This window comes from Neorhizobium fuzhouense, from assembly GCF_042611105.1.
Classification (GTDB): Bacteria; Pseudomonadota; Alphaproteobacteria; order Rhizobiales; family Rhizobiaceae; genus Neorhizobium; species Neorhizobium galegae_A.
In genome coordinates this window covers 1-15,697 of the sequence record NZ_JBHFFP010000011.1, presented here as the reverse complement: position 1 = coordinate 15,697, position 15,697 = coordinate 1, and the positions used below count along the sequence as shown (strand labels likewise).

Genomic DNA, 15,697 nt, shown 5'->3' with positions numbered 1-15,697 from the left:
GAGAAGTCCCATGGTCGTCTATGCGGTGGCTTACCTGTCGACGGCCTTTGTCTTCTTCGGCCTCGATTTTCTCTGGCTGGGCAAGGTTGCGACCGGTTTTTACCGCAGCCAGCTCGGCGAGATGATGCGCGACCGGCCGGATTTTGCCGCAGCCGGGGCCTTCTATCTCGTCTATGTCGCAGGCATTGTCTATTTCGCCGTCCAGCCGAACCTTCAGGGTGGCAGCTGGACGCAGGCGTTGCTGTCCGGCGCCATTCTCGGCCTCATCGCCTATGGCACCTATGACATGACAAACCTTGCCACGCTCAAGAACTGGCCGATCACGGTCACGCTGGTCGATCTGGCCTGGGGTACCGCCTTGACGGGCACGTCTGCCGCCATCGGCCTTCTCGTCACCCGCAAGCTTCTCGGCTGACCGCAAGCCCGCTCCCTCCTCCTGCCTGAACGTTTGCCAGCTTTGCCAGGCAGCCTGGAACAATAACGACTACCTTCTGTTGGGACCCTGATCGCAGCGAACTCTTCGCAAAGCCGATCACCCGTCAATGAAGGGAGAGTTCCATGGCAGACAACGAGATTGGAAGCGGCAGGACCGGTTCCACCTATTCGCCTCTTCGAGACCAGCCGGTCCAGCCGGCGGACGTATCCGCAGCCGAGCCGGGCGCAAGCCTCTATGAGGGCGACAGCAGTTCAACTGCGCAATCCGATGGCGAGAAGAATGCCCGACAGGCTTCCACAAGCGATCTGCGCCAGATGGCACGCGATGACGTGGCCTTGGTGCGCCACGCGGCAGAGGATGGCATGTCGAAGGTTTCTGCGGCCGCCAGCCAGGCGGCCGATCAGCAGAAGACCTATGCGGCAGACCGTGTTGCCGGCGTCGCCAGCGCCATCGAAAGGGTCGGATCGGAACTTGAAGGCGATGAGCCCGAGATTGGCCGCATGACGCGCCAGATGGGCGAAAGCGTGCAGCGGTTTGCCGAAGACATCAAGGGACGTGACCTTGGCGAGATTGCCGGCATGGCCGAAGACTTCGGCCGCCGCCAGCCGCTTGCCTTCTTAGGGATTGCCGCCATCGCCGGTCTTGCCGCCAGCCGCTTTATCGGCGCATCGGCCCACCGCCAGACCGCAATGACATCGCGCGCAGGCTCCGGCCAAACCGGACGCGCGGCGCCTGTCGCTGCGTCCGCCCCATCCAAGGCGACATCGCCGTCCATGACCAGCACGTCCTCGCCAGTGGGAGGGTCCAATGTCTAATACACCTGAAAACCGCCCGCTTGCCGAACTGGTGACCGGCCTCGTCGGCGATATATCCGGCCTGTTCCGCAAGGAAATCAATCTGGCCAAGGCGGAAGCCTCGGAAAAGATGTCCCATGCCCTGACCGGCGTTGAAGCGCTTGCCGCAGGCCTGGTCTTTGCCATCGCCGCCGTTGGCGTCCTCCTGGCGGCCGTTGTGAATGGCCTCACCGCCTTTCTCGTCGCGCGCGGCTTTGCCGAACACAACGCCGATGCGATCTCGTCGGTGGTCGTTGGCGTCATCGTCGCCCTCATTGCCTGGGCCATGATTTCCAAGGGACTTTCGGCTCTTCGCAGCAACAATCTCAATCTCGATCGCACCACCAACTCGCTTCGCCGTGATGCGCAGGTCCTCAAGGAGAGAACGTGATGGCTTATGCTACCGATACGACGCGCCCGGAGGATATCGAGCGCGAAATCGAACAGGATCGCGAGCGCATCAGCGCCAAACTGGATGAAATCCAGAGCCGCATGTCGCCCGGGCAATTGGTGGACGAGGCGCTTGCCTATGCCAAATCGAGCGGCGGCGGCGAGTTCTTCTCCAACCTGGCCGGCTCCGTCAAAACCAATCCGGTGCCGATGGCGCTGATGGGTGTCAGCCTCGCCTGGCTGATGGCGAGCCAGAACAGGACGCCTTCCGACACGTCCCGCGTCGCCGACAAGGAGCCGGACTATCCGCTGGCGACCGTCTCCGGTCCGCTGCGCCGTGTCGGCCCGGTGGAAGATGATGCGTCCGGCCGCTACAGCCATTTTTCCGATGACAGCGGCAGCCGCTTCAAGGCGCTCACCGATGCATCGGGACGCCGTGCGGGTCACTTCATCGACCAGAGCGGCAAGACCTATCGCGGCTTTGCCGATAGCACCGGGCGCCGGGTGCAGGATGTCCGCGACGAGACGGGCAAGATCTTCGATGACGCTTCCGGCTGGCTCTCCGATACCTGGGACAGCCTGAGCCATAGTGCAAGCCGGATGGCCCGCACCGTTTCGGAAGCCGGTCGTTCCGCCGGCCGCACGTCGCTGGACCTGGGTGCCTCCCTCAAGGACCAGTCCGCCCAGATCAACGAAACGATCCTGCGCACGTTCAAGGATCAGCCGCTGGTGGGCGGGGCGCTGGCCTTTGCCGTCGGCGCGGCCATCGGGGCAGCACTGCCGCGCACCGAGCGCGAGGACGAGCTCGTCGGCGACATGTCGGACCAGCTTAAGGAACAGGTCGCAAGCCGCGCATCCGAAGCGATGGGCCGGGCAGAGCATGTCGCAGCCGATGTGTCGCACAAGGCAGCGGCAGTGGCCGCAGACCTTCATGATGCCGCCCGCGAGCGCATTGTCGAAGAGACCCGCGCCTATCGCGAGGGAGACCATTCGGCCACGCGCGCGCAGTGATCGATACACTTCAACACGAGAACCCGCCGGCGCCACCGCGCGCTGGCGGGCTTTTTTCGTTGTGACCTAGGTGTTTTAGGGGCGCTTTTGCATTTTCACGCCCACCGTCACATCGCGATTGAACCTTTTGCCTGTCTTGCGGTTTCTCCCGTCGCCGAGCGGCACATTTTCGTCTGACAGATCACTGCGGGGATTTTTCCATGGACACGACACGTAAACTCGAATGGCTTGCGCGGGCCGGCTATGTGGCGCGGGGCCTTGTTTACGTGCTGGTCGCTGGCCTCGTCCTCATAGGCAGTGTCGGCGGCGGCAGTCCGGATTCGGAATCGGCGCTGCAATGGGTGCTCGGCCAGCCGCTCGGACGCATCTGGCTCGGCGTCATCGCGGTGGCGCTGATCGGTTTCGTCGCCTGGCGCGTTTCGCAGGCACTCGCCAATGCCGATAACCATCCTGACAACCTGAAAGGCTATGTGGTGCGCGCCGGCATGCTGGTGAGTGCCGCGACCTATACTGGTCTTGCCTTTTATGCGGCCAGTCATGCCCTGCAGATGGGGGAGGGATCCGGTGGCGGTGGATCGCAAACCTGGACGGCCTGGCTCATGCAGCAGCCGTTCGGCCCTTATCTGGTCGGCTGCGTCGGCCTTGCCATCCTCGGGGCTGGAAGCGCCCTCATCATCAAGGGCATTGGCCGGCGGTATCACCGCTATCTGTCCTTCGATGCGAAGCGCCACGGCTGGATCGATCTGTTCTGCGTGGCGGGCCTCGTCGCCAAGGGAATCGTCTTCCTCATCATCGGCTGCTTCTTCCTCTACGCCGCCTATGCGGTTGATCCGCAGGAAGCCGGCAGCATGGCCGATGCGCTCTCCTTCATCCGGCAATTGCCCTTCGGCGCCCCGCTCTATCTGGCCATGGGGCTTGGCTTGCTCTGCTTTGGCATCTATGGCTTCATCGAAGCGCGTTACCGCAAGGTTACGCCGCCAAGCCTTGCCGAAGCGCGCCGCGCGATGCCGGTCTGAGGTTTTTTGGAGATATGGTCCGCGTCACCGGCTACCCATGCCATGATGACGCGTCCGTCCCCTCCTGACGATTTATCCCGTTCCTGAAAGGGTCCCCATGCTGCCGCGCCGGATCGCAAGCCGCCTCATCGACCGTGTAAAGGCCATGGAACTGGCAACGCTGCTGTTCTTTGCGGTTTTTGCCGGCGGCCTGTTTCTGTTTGCGCAGCTGACAGGCGAAGTTCTGGAGGGGGATACGCATGCGCTGGACGAGGCGATCCTGCTCGCTCTTCGCCAGACGGGAGACCTCGCCACCCCCATCGGCCCATACTGGCTGTCGCATGCCATGGACGATATCACCAGCCTCGGCGGCATCACGGTGCTTTCCATCATGACGGCTATCGCAACGCTCTATCTCGTGCTTGCCCGCCGCAGAAGAATTGCCGCCTTCATGCTGTTTTCGGTGGCGGGCGGCTGGGCCACCAGCACGGCGCTCAAGATGATCATCGCGCGGCCGCGGCCGGAAATCGTGCCGCATCTCGTCAACGTGCAGGACTTGAGCTTTCCAAGCGGCCACGCCATGCTGTCGGCGGTGACCTATCTCACGCTTGGCGCGCTTCTCTCGCGCACGCAGCCGACGCGCACCACGCGCCTGTTCATGATCGGAACGGCGCTGTTCCTCACGCTGATCATCGGGCTGAGCCGCATTTATCTCGGGGTGCATTATCCGACGGATGTGCTCGGCGGCTGGTGCGCCGGCGCAAGCTGGGCGGTCGGCTGCTGGCTTGTGGCGCGGCGTTACGTGCCGGCCGGAGCCTCGCGCGCATGACGGGCGGCGGCGGGCGCCAAAAGCGCGCCGCCTGAAATATCAGCTCGGCACGCGCTGCTGGTGGCTGCGGGCTTCGGTCAGTTCGTTGGTGGTGTGGTTCAGGCGGTTTGCCAGAACGCGCATGATTTCCACGGCCATGTCTGGAAAATCGCTCATCAGCTCCAGAAAGTTTTCCTTGCTGATCTTCAACACTTCCAGACGCGAGGAGGCGCGCACCGTTGCCGTTCGCGCCGTATCGCACAGAATGGCGATTTCGCCGACGATCGAATTCTTTTCGACTTCCGCCACCCGGATCTCGCCCGCCTCCGACTGGACCAGCACGTCGGCGGTGCCCGACAGGATCACATAGGCCGCATCGCCGATGTCGCCCTGGCGAAACAGGTTCTGCCCTTCGCGACAGGTCATGCGCTCGGAGGCAAACGCCAGCAGCTTCAGCTTTGCCGGCGCGATCTGGCAGAACAGCGGCACGCGCCGCAACATGTCAACCTCGTCCTTGAGTAGCATCGGTGTTTCACCTTCTGTCCCACACTCACACGATATTATGAGAGCAGTTGATTGAACATCCCATTTTTGCCCGAAAGTTCGTCAAAAGAACCGCTTTCGACCAGATTTCCATTATCAAAAACAAGAATCCGGCCAAAAAGTTCACCCATTTGCGCATTTGGCAGCACCCAGACGATGGCGGGGCGATGTCCTTCCTCGTGCAGGTCCTTGACGATATTGGTGACGATCCGGTCCTGCGCCCGCTGATCGAGCGCCGACAGTGGCCGGTTGAAGATGAAATAATCCGAGCGCTTGAGCAGGGCGCGCGCCAGGTTCAGCTTCTGCCGCTGCACCGTGTTCAGCCGCCGCCCTTGCGATCCGACATCGAAATCGAGACCGATCGACAGGACATGATCGGCAAGGCCGAGTTCCTCGAACAGGTCGCGGATCGTCTGGCGGAGGCGCTCCGTCGTGTCCACTTCCTGAAACGACAGCCGCCCGAACAGGACATTGTCCATCAGCGAGACCGAGGCGGTAAACTGCTCGGCGTCGTGACGCTCGATGCGCTCGGCAAGATCGGCCGGAATATTGGCATAGAAGGCCTCGCGCGCCTCGACGATGCGCGTCATCAGCGCCTCCGTCAGCAGACCGAAACGATGGCGCGGTTCGACATAGGAAAAGCTCAGCCGGATGATGCTCGTGCGGTCGCTGGCGGAGGCTTCCTCGAAGGGCGTGCCTTGCAGCTTCTGCAGCAGGGCCTCATAGGCCGGGATATCGTCGGCGGTCATGAAGGTCAGCTGCTGGAAGAACGGGTGGTCCGGCGGCAGGTCGCGGAACAGCTCGACGGCATTCTCGGCAATCGCAAGCCCCATCTGATAAAGCTCTGCCGAGACGCCAGTCTCTCCCATCACCTTGCGGAAATAGCGGTGGGCGGCCAGCGCCTGGCCGGTCATGCCCTGCCGCATCGTGCCGAACAGCAGGTTTTCGCCGACCGTCGCCTGCAGGTTGTAGGCATGCGCTTCGAACGGCGCGACGATGTCTTCCAGATTGTCGGCCCGCAGCCTGCGCCGCATGGCCTGGCGGATCTCGACGATCCGGTCGGTCAGGGCATGATGGGCCATGACATCCACCTGCGAGCGCAGCGCCAGATCAAAAATGTCCTGCGAAATCATCACCGCATCGAGCACCGGCCGGATGACCTTCAGGAGATCGTCGGGACCGCTCGCACCGGCCGAGCGGTAGTCGATCCAGTCGCTGTTGAGATCAAGCGCCGGATTGCCGGAACGTTGCGCCTCCAGGAGATTGCGCTTGTACTTACGCTGGTGCTTGCCGCCATATTCGATCGTCTTCAGCGGCGCGTGCTTCAACCCGTAAAGCAGGTTGTCGCGTAGCGTGGCGTGAAAGAAGTAGGTTTCCGAGGAGACGAAGGAGATGCGCCGCCCGGTCACGCTTTCCGGCAGGTCGAGAATGTCCCGGCCGCCGATGGAAATGTGCCCGGAGGTTGGCCAGAGAATGCGACCGAAGGCTTCGGCCAGCGCCTCGGCGCCGCTGTTGCTGCGCCCGACAATGGCCACAGTCTCATCCGGCGCGATCTCCAGCGACAGGCGGTTGATGAGGGGGGCGCCGCTATCGTCGCTCAGCACGAGATTGCTCACCACCAGCGCGTCCGACAATCTTTCGACGGGCGTCGTCACTAGCGTCTGGATGTGCGGGCCGACCAGCGTTTCCACGTCGAACTGCTCCACCACCTGGGCATATTTCACCTGCACGTCCTGGCGCGCCTGGTCCCAGTCGATCAGCTCCTTGAGCGGCCCCGGCAGATCCTTGTAGGCGCTGATCACGGCAATCAACTGGCCGATGTCGAGACGGCCCTGCAGCGCCAGATAGCCGCCGATCGCGTAAAACAGGAAGGGCGTCACCTGCGCGAGGAAATTGTTGATGAACTTTACCATGAACTTCCACTGGTAAAGGTCGTAGCGGATGAAGAAGATCGTGCCGAGGCGGTCGGCAATATCGGCGCGCTCGAGATTGGAGGCGTCGTGGCCGCGGATGGTGTGAATGCCGTCGACGATCTCGCTGACGCGGCCGGACAGCTGGCGCGCGGTGATCTGGCGCTGGCGCCCCAGTTCCAGAAGCCGTTTGCGCATGCGCGGAATGATCAGCGCCTGCAGGGCAACGATGGCCGCGGCAATCATGCCGAGCCAGAAATTCTGCAGGATGATGAAGCCGAGCGCCGTCAGCGCCTGGCCGCCCAGAAGCGCCGGCTGCACGAAGGCATCGCCGGTAAAGCCGCCGAGCGGCTCCACCTCGTCCTTGATCATGGTTGCGATTTCGGCCGATTTGACCCGCTTGAAATGCATCGGCGGAAAGCGCAGCACCCGATCGACGAGGCTGAAGCGGATGCGCCGCAGCATGCGCTCCCCAAGCCGGCCCTTGTAGGTGTTGATATAGAACTTGAACAGGCCGTTGAGGACGACGAGGGCGAGGAAGACGGAACTCAGCGCCATCAGCGTTCCGACGCGGCCGAGCGGAAAGCCCTCGAAGAGTTCGATATGGCCGAGCCACGGCAGGTCAAAGGCAATCGCCATGAAATGCTGCGTGGCGTCCGGATCTTCAAACCCCTGACCCTGGATCGGGCCATTGACGATGCGCTTGGGCAGGTCGAAGGCGAGGAAGTAGGGAACCATCGAAGCCGCAACCACCAGCAGGATCCACACCTGCTGCGGATAGGTATTGGACCAGATGTAACGCGCCAGACTTTTTTCCATTATCCCCCGCGAAATCCGCTGCCCTTGCGAACCCATGCTCGTTCGGCGCCGGGTGGCGTCACGTCGAGCTTACCATTACGCAATACGCATGATCCAATGTAATGGACGGGAGCGGCAATGACCTTGCAAAAAAGCGTCGTTCTGGCGATTGCCGGAGGGTGTTGCCCTTATTGCAACAGCTTGTCGAGGAGAGGTGCCGTGCGGCGCTTCACGGCAATGCCCGTTGCATCCCGGTGCAACAGGATCAGGCGCTCGGCCTCCGACAGCGCCTTACGTTCGATGTCGGCCAGCGTTTCGTCCACCAGGGCCTCGTCGGGGCGCGGTCTTGGCCGCAGGAGCGTCACCCGCTGGCGCACGCCGCGCAGCTTTTCCTCGCCCAGCTTGTCCCATTCGCCGCCGCTATAGCCGACGAAAGCCTGGCTTGCGACGACGTTGGAGCCGTATTTCTTGGTCAGCGATTGCAGGCGCACCGCCTCGTTGACGGCCGACCCGAAGGCCGAAAACGTCAGGCGTTCCTGCAGGCCGACATTGCCGAACATCACATTGCCGACATGCAGGCCAATGCCGTACCCGATGCTCGGCAGGCTCTTTGCCGCCCGCCGTGCGTTAAGGGCAGACAGCCGCGCCTGCGCATGGTTGACCGCCACCATGGCGGCGCGGCAGGCGTCCCGCGACGGATCGCGGTGGCGGTCGCACGGATAGACCGCCAGAAAGCCGTCGCCGAGAAAGCTCAGGATCTGTCCCCCATCGCGGTTGAACGGGGAGGCGATCGCGTCGAAGAACTCGTTCAGCGTGTCGATATAGGCCTGGCGGCCTTCCTTTTCGGCAAAGATGGTGGACTGGCGCATGTCGCCCACCACAAGGGCTGCGCGGATCGTTTCGCCATCGCCCCGGCGGATCTGGCCGTTCAGAACCCGCTTGCCCGCGTCGCCGCCTAGATAGGTGGTCAGCATGTTGTTGGCAAGCTTGTCGAGCACGGCCATCTTGGCCGCCACGGCGAGATAGTTCTGGATGCGCAGGAGCGCTGCGATCATGTCGTCGCTGAAGCCGCTCGGCGCATCGGTGGACCAGGATCCCATCATGCCCTGAACCGTATGTTCGCCGAACGGCTGCATGAAGGCGATGTAATCGGTAATTTTTTCCCGCTGCAGGTCCTCGAACACCGGAAACTCCACAGGACCCTCGGCCGGAATGCGCCGGCGCATGTGGTCGAGATTGCGCGCGAGCAACTGGTAATAGGGACTGCGCAGAAACACTTCGGGATTGCCGACATCGTGGCGATAGCCTTCCACGGTGAGGCCATCCTTCGGCCGCCATGTAAAGCCCAGCGCATCATAAAGCGGATGCAGCATGGCAAAGGACAGATGGACGCGCGCAATCGGCAGGCCGGCTCCGGCAATGCGGTCGCACAGGCCCCGCACGATATTTTCCAGCGTGCTGCCGGAAAGCGCTGCCTGCGTCAGCCAATCTGCCACCTTATCCATCAGGATGGAGGATACCTGTCCAGAAGCGGTCGTCATGTGGAGCCCTATCGTATGGATGGCGTCCGATGGGCGCCCGTTCGTGGTCGAAGGGCAAGGTGTTCCTGCCCTTTACCGTCGGCTTGAGGGTGGCTCCAGACCCGCTGGAACGGGGCATTGACCACTGGCTGGCGATGATCTTGTCGTGCGGGCACACACCGTCGTGCCAATGCCCGGCTCTATGAGAGATCGGTGCAATGCGACAGTCTTGCAAGGGCCGCGCCCGATTTTGTTTTTAGGGTGTAAGCCGCGAGGCCACAATCCTTGATCATCACACGGGATCGGTACTTCGTTTGCCGGAGAGCTTGCTTGCGGCAATCGCATAGCCACCGCCGCCGCCATCGACAAAATGCATATGATTGCGCGTCATCGGGCTCAGCACGAAACAGGTCATCAGCGCGCTGTCCTGTCGGTGGATGCCATAGCGGCACACGCCCGTTTCCTCGGCCTCGGCTAACAGTTTTTCGATGCGCAGGCGGTGCGGCTCGTCCACGTCCACCGTCATTTTCAGCCCGTCATCGAACTTTCGAAAATCGGAGTTGGCGGCGACGTCGCGCGTGTAGCGTCGCGTGTCGAAACGCCCAAGCGGAATGTTCAGCCGATGGAGGAGAGCGGTCAGCGCAACCAGCAGACGGATGCGCAACGACTGTAAAAGCCGCTGCCTGGGCGCAAAGGCCAAGGTTTCTGCTTTGATGCCGTCCGTTGAAAAGGCAAGCTGCGGTCCCTCTTCGGGAACCGGATGGCCGTTTCGGCTCTGTTCGGCCGTCACCTGGATGATGGCCGACACGAGCGCTTCGAACTGAGCCATGGTGGCCGGGGAGGTCGGCTGGGCGATAATCGAGACGATCTCGCCGTTATGCGCCTGCATCGGGCTCCAGCGGCAGGAAAGGCCGCTAAGGTCAGGCGGCGCCTCAGTCTTGGCTTCGATGGTGTAGCGCCCCGCCTTCATCTGTCGCTCGGCCCAGCTTGCACCGCCGCCGGTGAACATCGCATAGGAGACGAGCGGGCTTGCGGCAAAGCGGGCCACAGCCACATCCAGGCGCGCCTGGCGGATATCGTCGATCGGAACCAGTGCCACCCGCATGTCGAGGGCAAGCTCGCGCCCGGCCCAGGCGCGAACGGCGGCAAGGGCTGCCCGGGCGGCCTCGGCATGGTGTGCGGGAAGTGCGACCATCGCGCCATCGCCGCCAAAGCTGAACGGATAATCCTCATGGCCAAGCGCATTGAGAACGGCGGAGATGACGCTGGCGCCGGCCATGTTGACCTGCTTGTAGCGGCCCTCGGCGATCGCCTTGGTGGAGCCGACGATATCGGCGACCGCCAGAACCCAGTCCTGAGGCAGCGGCTGGTAATTGCGCGCGTCCGCCACCCCTTCGAACCGGGTGAAGATCGGCAGCGACTGGTAGAAAGCGTCTGTCATGGCGTTCATGGAGTGACCGTAGCATGGCGCGTATCCCGGCGCATCCGGGCCTGTGGCATTAACTCTGCACCTGCGCTTCTGCCGGGGGCAAGGCTTGTTTGAGGTCCTCGGCCACGCTTTCATCCAGCACGAAGACGCGCAAGGGAAGGGCCCGGCCGCGGATCGGAACTTCGCGTGCGGTGTGTCGCGCAAGGTCAAGCCCGGCAAGTCGCGCCACCGGCTCGGAAATCACCAGGGTTGCGTCAAACTCCTTGGCCACGCTTTCAAGCCGGCTTGCGACATTCACCGTATCGCCGATCGCCGTCAGATTGCGCACGGTGCCGTAGCCAAGCGTGCCGACGACGGCAGGCCCGGTGTGGATGCCGATGGCGAGCCTCAGCGGCATGCTCAGTTCCTCGGCCAGCGTCCGGTTCAACTCCTCGATGCCGATCATGATCTTTGCTGCGGCCTCGAGCGCCTGGCGTCCTGACAGCTCAGCATCGCCGGAGACGCCGAAGAGAGCCATGGCGCCATCGCCGATGAACTTGTCCATGCGCCCGCCCGCCTCCTCGACGGCACGGCCGACCACCGCGAAATAGCGGTTGAGCAGGAAGACGATGTCGAAGGGCAGCCGGGTTTCGGTTCGGGCGGTAAAATTGCGGATGTCGCAGAAGAGAACGGTAATCTCCTGCTCGCGCCCGGGCATGGCTTCGTAATTGTTTCCCTCGGTGTCCGTTTCCGGCATCGCCATCAGGATCGGGGCAAGCGTCACATCGGTCTTCGGGCGCAACTGGCAGGCAAGCCGAACGCCGGGGCCGGCCTTGATGCGGATCAGCGTGCGCTGCTCCAGCGGTTCTGCCGGTGGCAGTGCCTCCTCGCCCTCGATCACCTGCACGCGGCAGGTGGAGCAGCGCCCCTTGCCGCCGCAGGCCGAATAATGCGGTTTGCCGGCCATGCGGCTGGCTTCCAGAACGGTAAAGCCGCGCGGCACGCTGATGATCTGGCCGTTCGGATATCTTATGGTGACGAGATGCGCGCGCTCGCGCAGCCAGCGCAGGCCGCGAAGGCCAAGCGCTGCGGCCAGCGACAACCCGAAGCCGGCATAAAGCGCGATCCTTATCTTGTTCAGCGTCTCCTGTGCCGAGGAGGACAGGACTGTCGGATCATAATAGCCGCCGGGAAAACCGCTCAGCATGAAGGCCGGGCTTGCGATATTGCGGCCCATCTGGGCAAAACCCAGCAAGGCGAGCGTCGGCAGAAGAATGGCAACCGTCAGCAGAAATGGCGTGGCGTTTCGATACCAGAGGCGGGAGCGCAGCCAGAAATGGATGCCGATGCAGCCATGCAGCCAGACAACAACGATGGCGACCGACTGGCGCAACCCGTCAAAGGGCGATGTCGTCCACATGATGTGGACCAGGCTTTCGTAGTTGTCGCGCAGGCGAAACAGGCTCGACGCGATGCGCGTGCCGACAATGTGGTCGATGATCAGAAGCGGGATCATCAGCCCGAAAATGATCTGCGCGGCTTCCGATTTCGGCATGATGAAACTGCGCCGCCGGTAAATCGACTGCAACACCAGCGCGATGTGAACGAGGAAGGAGCCGTAGAGCAGCGCCGATCCCACCGGATTGCGCCAGACCGAGAGGAAGATGCGACGCGCATCGTCTGCGGCATTGACGGAAATGAGGCCCACCGTGTGGTTGCTCATGTGCATGATCATGAACAGGAAGATCACCAGCCCGGAGGCAAGGCGCGCCATGCGGATCCGGCGTGGCGAAAACAGGCTCTCTTTCACGTCCGAAGCCATGGCATCCGATGCTTTGTAAAGTCTTCAAAAACAATGGATCGCAGTTTTAGCGCGGTCTGTAAATCACCGTGGTGACGGCAGGCCTCTTGCGTTGGCCGAGTGGCCGTGACCGTTCCTTCAAAAAATCGTTGCCCCGACGCTTGAGGGAAAGAGGGATCAGAGGTCGATTACCATGCCGTCGCGGGCGGCAAGACAAGCGGGGAATTCCTCCTGCGCCAGACGCTCGATCAGGCCCATTTCATCATCGGTGCGCGAGGGCGAGTGATGAAACAGAATGAGCTTTCCGATGCCGGCGGCCTTTGCAAGTTTCACGCCCTGTTCCCAGGTGGAATGACCAAAGCCGCGGTAGCGCTCCATCTCGGATTCGGTAAAGGCGCTGTCATAGACGGCAAGATCCGCCCCTTCCATCAGTTTCAGCGCCGTCTCGTCGAGCACGCCCGGCTGGTGCTCGATGTCGAAGACCAGCGCCAGCGACCGGCCTGCCCATTCGACGCGATAGCCGATGCAGCCGCCCGGATGGTTCAGCGTGAAGGTGCGGATTGAAATGCCCGGCCGCGGCGTCAAAACATCGCCGGCGTGAAAATCGAAGAAATTCAGCCGTGCCTTGCAGATGTCGAGATTGACCGGAAAATAGGGCGGGCTGACGAATTGCCGGACCATCTCGGCCGTCGTCATCCGGCCCGCCAGATGGCCGGACCACAGGTTGACCACGATGGCGGGGTGGTAGATCGGCTTGAAGAAGGGCAGGCCGATGATGTGATCGTAATGACAGTGCGTGAAGAACAGGTCGACCTGGGAGGTGCCGTCGCCAAGCATTGCAAGGCCCGCATTGTGGATGCCCGACCCGGCGTCGAAGATCAGCCGGTGGGGGCCACAGCGCACTTCGATACACGGCGTGTTGCCGCCGTACTTTTCAAACTCCTTGCCCGAGACGGGGATACTGCCCCGTGCTCCCCAGATCTTGATCTGGAACACATCGTCTTTCATTTTGCCTATGATACTTCCCGGATCTTCGACACCGGATCTCGCACGTGTTGCCGTTCACCTAGCCAATGGCCTTTTCCCCCCGAATGCAAGGCCCCTCAGCCGAAATAATGGGCAGATTGGGCGGCGCCGGCGAGATTGTCCGACTTTTCGGATTGAACGGGCGCTCGCGGCAGGTGACATGCCGTCCCGTCGCGCAAATCTTAGACAGATTGAGACACCTGATCGGAGGAAGGATGATCCGGGATGCAGTTTAAAGATTGCCGCGGGCGTCTCGCGCGCCTACCTCTGTCGGCAGTTCCCGCATCCAACATCGAGACATTATCATGACGCCTTTCTCGCCCGTTCCCGTATTTGACGGCCACAACGATGTGCTGTCGCGGATGTATCGCCCCGGCCAGGCCGATGCCGTCGGCGGCTTCCTGGAGGGTGAGGCAGGCGGTCATATCGACCTGCCGCGCGCCCACGCGGGCGGCCTGGCGGGCGGCCTCTGCGCCGTCTATGTGTCCTCGCCTACCATGCGCCCGGATGCCAATGGTGATTTCGTGGCCCCCGCCCAGCCGCAGGCCCTCAATGACACGATGGCCATGGCGCGGCTGCTGTTTGATCTCGAAGCTCGCTCGAACGGTGCCGTATCGGTCTGCCGTTCGGCCGCCGATATCCGTTCCTCGATGGACAAGGGCGCCTTTGCCGCCGTGCTCCATATCGAAGGCCTGGAAGCCGTCGGGAACGATCTCGATGCGCTTTATGTGCTCCACCAGGCGGGCCTTCGCAGCCTTGGGCCCGTCTGGAGCCGGCCGAACATTTTTGCCCATGGCGTGCCCTTCCGCTTTCCCTCCTCGCCGGATATCGGGCCGGGCCTCACGGAGGTCGGCAAGGACCTCATCCGCGCCTGCAATGCGCTCAACATCCTGGTCGACCTGTCGCACATGAACGAGAAGGGATTTTGGGATATCGCCGCGCTCTCCCAGGCGCCGCTCGTTGCCTCCCATTCCAACGCCCATGCGCTTTGCCCGCACAGCCGCAATCTCACCGATCGCCAGCTTGACGCCATCCGCGACACCGGCGGCCTCGTCGGCATCAATTTCGGCGTGCTGTTTCTGCGCGACGACGGGGTGAAGAACCCGCAGACACCGGTTGAACGCATCGTCGATCATGTCGCCTACATCGCCGATCGCACCGGCATCGACCATGTCGGCCTCGGTTCCGATTTCGACGGAACGACTGTGCCGGAGGAATTGGTTGACGCAAGCGGCCTGCCGCGCCTCATTGCCGCCTTTGAAGCCCGCGGTTTCGACCGCGATGCCATCGAGCGCATCGCCCATCGCAACTGGCTCTCGGTTCTGGAGCGCACGCTCGGGCACTGATCTGCGAGCCTTGTGCGAGACATCTGGATACGGCGCAAAAACACGCGCCGTATCGCAGGCAAGACGCGAGACGCTGGCGGACGCATCATTCTGACGATTGGACGAGGAGGGGGATGGCGGACAGAGGGGGATGTGGATCAACTGCTCTTTGGCGTGCTTCGATCGGAGTTGTTCACTGTTGCCGCTGAATCTCTATCCTTTTTTGGCTTGGTAAAGGCAAAAACTATCGCTTTCTCTCGCGAATTGGCGCAATGAGCGCGGTGAGGTCATGATTGTTGAAGGTGCCGTAAATATTCTACATTCTGTAGCAAGGATATATCGAGTTCCAGCCAAGATTATCGTAGCCGAAACTGACATAGATATGCGGAAATATGGAGTCTGAGAATTTTTTTAGAGATTTTTCCTTGAATGTCAGATTGAGCGGTCCAGGTTAGGTGGGTCTTGTGCGGGTGTCTGCTTCGTCGATTTCGGCCGTGACGTCATGCATGGACAAGGCCAAGATCGCGGCCTTGAACGAGGCAGTATCTCGATCTGCGTGCCAGGGCTGGACGCGCTGGCCTACGCCAATGTCAAGACGGGCGGCTGACATTCACGGCCGATTTGGCCGGGTCGGTCTCAGGATCAGGCGTTGTGTTCCTGGCGGTGGGCACGCCGTCACAGCACGGCGATGGCTGTGTCCATCTCTCCTCAAATTTTCCGGTCTATGGCGGCAACACCAAGTTGCCATTCCGCGAGGTTGATGCCGCCGACTGACCGCTCATCATTTATGCCGCGATCAAAATAGCTAAAAGCATGTCGCATTTATTCAGCCTCATATCCTGCGGCTTTGAAGAAGTTTCGGCATTCAGTGACAGAGAAGAGTGCGATGATGT

At 62.0% G+C, this 15,697-nt stretch carries 13 protein-coding genes; 7 read left to right on the top strand and 6 right to left on the bottom strand.

The genetic code is table 11. From position 1 onward, the window contains the following. Positions 1–10 precede the first annotated feature (10 nt). The 6 genes from ACEXP3_RS18335 (at position 11) to ACEXP3_RS18310 (ending at position 4,494) form a co-directional block, all read left to right on the top strand. Complete coding sequence (locus ACEXP3_RS18335; protein ID WP_210103898.1) at positions 11–415, top strand: DUF2177 family protein; 405 nt, start codon at positions 11–13, stop codon at positions 413–415. A gap of 143 nt (positions 416–558) precedes the next feature. Beyond that, positions 559–1,251, top strand: coding sequence for a nutrient deprivation-induced protein (locus tag ACEXP3_RS18330; protein ID WP_377298537.1), 693 nt, complete (start codon positions 559–561; stop codon positions 1,249–1,251). Further along, positions 1,244–1,660: a phage holin family protein gene (locus ACEXP3_RS18325; RefSeq protein WP_210103896.1), complete on the top strand. Its 417-nt coding sequence runs from the start codon at positions 1,244–1,246 to the stop codon at positions 1,658–1,660. Before ACEXP3_RS18330 ends, ACEXP3_RS18325 begins: the two co-directional genes overlap by 8 nt. Next, positions 1,660–2,670: a DUF3618 domain-containing protein gene (locus ACEXP3_RS18320; protein WP_377298536.1), complete on the top strand. Its 1,011-nt coding sequence runs from the start codon at positions 1,660–1,662 to the stop codon at positions 2,668–2,670. The genes ACEXP3_RS18325 and ACEXP3_RS18320 overlap by 1 nt, the downstream gene beginning before the upstream one ends. 200 nt (positions 2,671–2,870) lie before the next feature. Next, positions 2,871–3,686 (top strand): DUF1206 domain-containing protein, encoded by an 816-nt coding sequence (locus ACEXP3_RS18315; RefSeq protein WP_377298535.1) that lies wholly within the window; start codon positions 2,871–2,873, stop codon positions 3,684–3,686. Between the two features lie 97 nt (positions 3,687–3,783). Next, positions 3,784–4,494, top strand: coding sequence for a phosphatase PAP2 family protein (locus ACEXP3_RS18310; protein ID WP_377298534.1), 711 nt, complete (start codon positions 3,784–3,786; stop codon positions 4,492–4,494). Positions 4,495–4,533: 39 nt separating this feature from the next. On the opposite strand, the gene ACEXP3_RS18305 is transcribed toward ACEXP3_RS18310, so the two are convergent. The 6 genes from ACEXP3_RS18305 to ACEXP3_RS18280 form a co-directional block, all read right to left on the bottom strand. Continuing rightward, positions 4,534–4,998, bottom strand: coding sequence for a Crp/Fnr family transcriptional regulator (locus ACEXP3_RS18305; RefSeq protein ID WP_210103892.1), 465 nt, complete (start codon positions 4,996–4,998; stop codon positions 4,534–4,536). 35 nt (positions 4,999–5,033) lie between these two features. Next, positions 5,034–7,745 carry an ABC transporter transmembrane domain-containing protein gene (locus ACEXP3_RS18300; RefSeq protein WP_377298533.1) on the bottom strand — a complete coding sequence of 904 codons (2,712 nt, stop codon included), beginning with the start codon at positions 7,743–7,745 and terminating at the stop codon, positions 5,034–5,036. A gap of 167 nt (positions 7,746–7,912) precedes the next feature. Next, positions 7,913–9,265, bottom strand: coding sequence for an adenylate/guanylate cyclase domain-containing protein (locus tag ACEXP3_RS18295; RefSeq protein WP_377298532.1), 1,353 nt, complete (start codon positions 9,263–9,265; stop codon positions 7,913–7,915). A gap of 271 nt (positions 9,266–9,536) precedes the next feature. Next, entirely contained in the window at positions 9,537–10,694 is a 1,158-nt protein-coding gene (locus ACEXP3_RS18290) for a DUF3095 domain-containing protein (RefSeq protein WP_377298531.1), read from the bottom strand. 49 nt (positions 10,695–10,743) lie between these two features. Further along, positions 10,744–12,474 (bottom strand): adenylate/guanylate cyclase domain-containing protein, encoded by a 1,731-nt coding sequence (locus ACEXP3_RS18285; RefSeq protein WP_377298530.1) that lies wholly within the window; start codon positions 12,472–12,474, stop codon positions 10,744–10,746. A gap of 156 nt (positions 12,475–12,630) precedes the next feature. After that, positions 12,631–13,461: an MBL fold metallo-hydrolase gene (locus ACEXP3_RS18280; RefSeq protein WP_377298529.1), complete on the bottom strand. Its 831-nt coding sequence runs from the start codon at positions 13,459–13,461 to the stop codon at positions 12,631–12,633. A gap of 323 nt (positions 13,462–13,784) precedes the next feature. Between ACEXP3_RS18280 and ACEXP3_RS18275 the strand changes: the two genes are divergently transcribed. After that, complete coding sequence (locus ACEXP3_RS18275) at positions 13,785–14,825, top strand: dipeptidase (protein ID WP_377298528.1); 1,041 nt, start codon at positions 13,785–13,787, stop codon at positions 14,823–14,825. The last annotated feature ends 872 nt before the right edge of the window (positions 14,826–15,697 follow it).

What these genes read in the sequence shown, in the direction of transcription:
- ACEXP3_RS18285 (WP_377298530.1), bottom strand. Translation starts at nt 12,474, where the DNA reads ATGGCTTCGGACGTGAAAGAGAGCCTGTTTTCGCCACGCCGGATCCGC.
- ACEXP3_RS18300 (WP_377298533.1), bottom strand. Translation starts at nt 7,745, where the DNA reads ATGGAAAAAAGTCTGGCGCGTTACATCTGGTCCAATACCTATCCGCAG.
- ACEXP3_RS18325 (WP_210103896.1), top strand. Translation starts at nt 1,244, where the DNA reads ATGTCTAATACACCTGAAAACCGCCCGCTTGCCGAACTGGTGACCGGC.
- ACEXP3_RS18280 (WP_377298529.1), bottom strand. Translation starts at nt 13,461, where the DNA reads ATGAAAGACGATGTGTTCCAGATCAAGATCTGGGGAGCACGGGGCAGT.
- ACEXP3_RS18290 (WP_377298531.1), bottom strand. Translation starts at nt 10,694, where the DNA reads ATGAACGCCATGACAGACGCTTTCTACCAGTCGCTGCCGATCTTCACC.
- ACEXP3_RS18295 (WP_377298532.1), bottom strand. Translation starts at nt 9,265, where the DNA reads ATGACGACCGCTTCTGGACAGGTATCCTCCATCCTGATGGATAAGGTG.
- ACEXP3_RS18310 (WP_377298534.1), top strand. Translation starts at nt 3,784, where the DNA reads ATGCTGCCGCGCCGGATCGCAAGCCGCCTCATCGACCGTGTAAAGGCC.
- ACEXP3_RS18335 (WP_210103898.1), top strand. Translation starts at nt 11, where the DNA reads ATGGTCGTCTATGCGGTGGCTTACCTGTCGACGGCCTTTGTCTTCTTC.
- ACEXP3_RS18305 (WP_210103892.1), bottom strand. Translation starts at nt 4,998, where the DNA reads ATGCTACTCAAGGACGAGGTTGACATGTTGCGGCGCGTGCCGCTGTTC.
- ACEXP3_RS18330 (WP_377298537.1), top strand. Translation starts at nt 559, where the DNA reads ATGGCAGACAACGAGATTGGAAGCGGCAGGACCGGTTCCACCTATTCG.
- ACEXP3_RS18315 (WP_377298535.1), top strand. Translation starts at nt 2,871, where the DNA reads ATGGACACGACACGTAAACTCGAATGGCTTGCGCGGGCCGGCTATGTG.
- ACEXP3_RS18320 (WP_377298536.1), top strand. Translation starts at nt 1,660, where the DNA reads ATGGCTTATGCTACCGATACGACGCGCCCGGAGGATATCGAGCGCGAA.
- ACEXP3_RS18275 (WP_377298528.1), top strand. Translation starts at nt 13,785, where the DNA reads ATGACGCCTTTCTCGCCCGTTCCCGTATTTGACGGCCACAACGATGTG.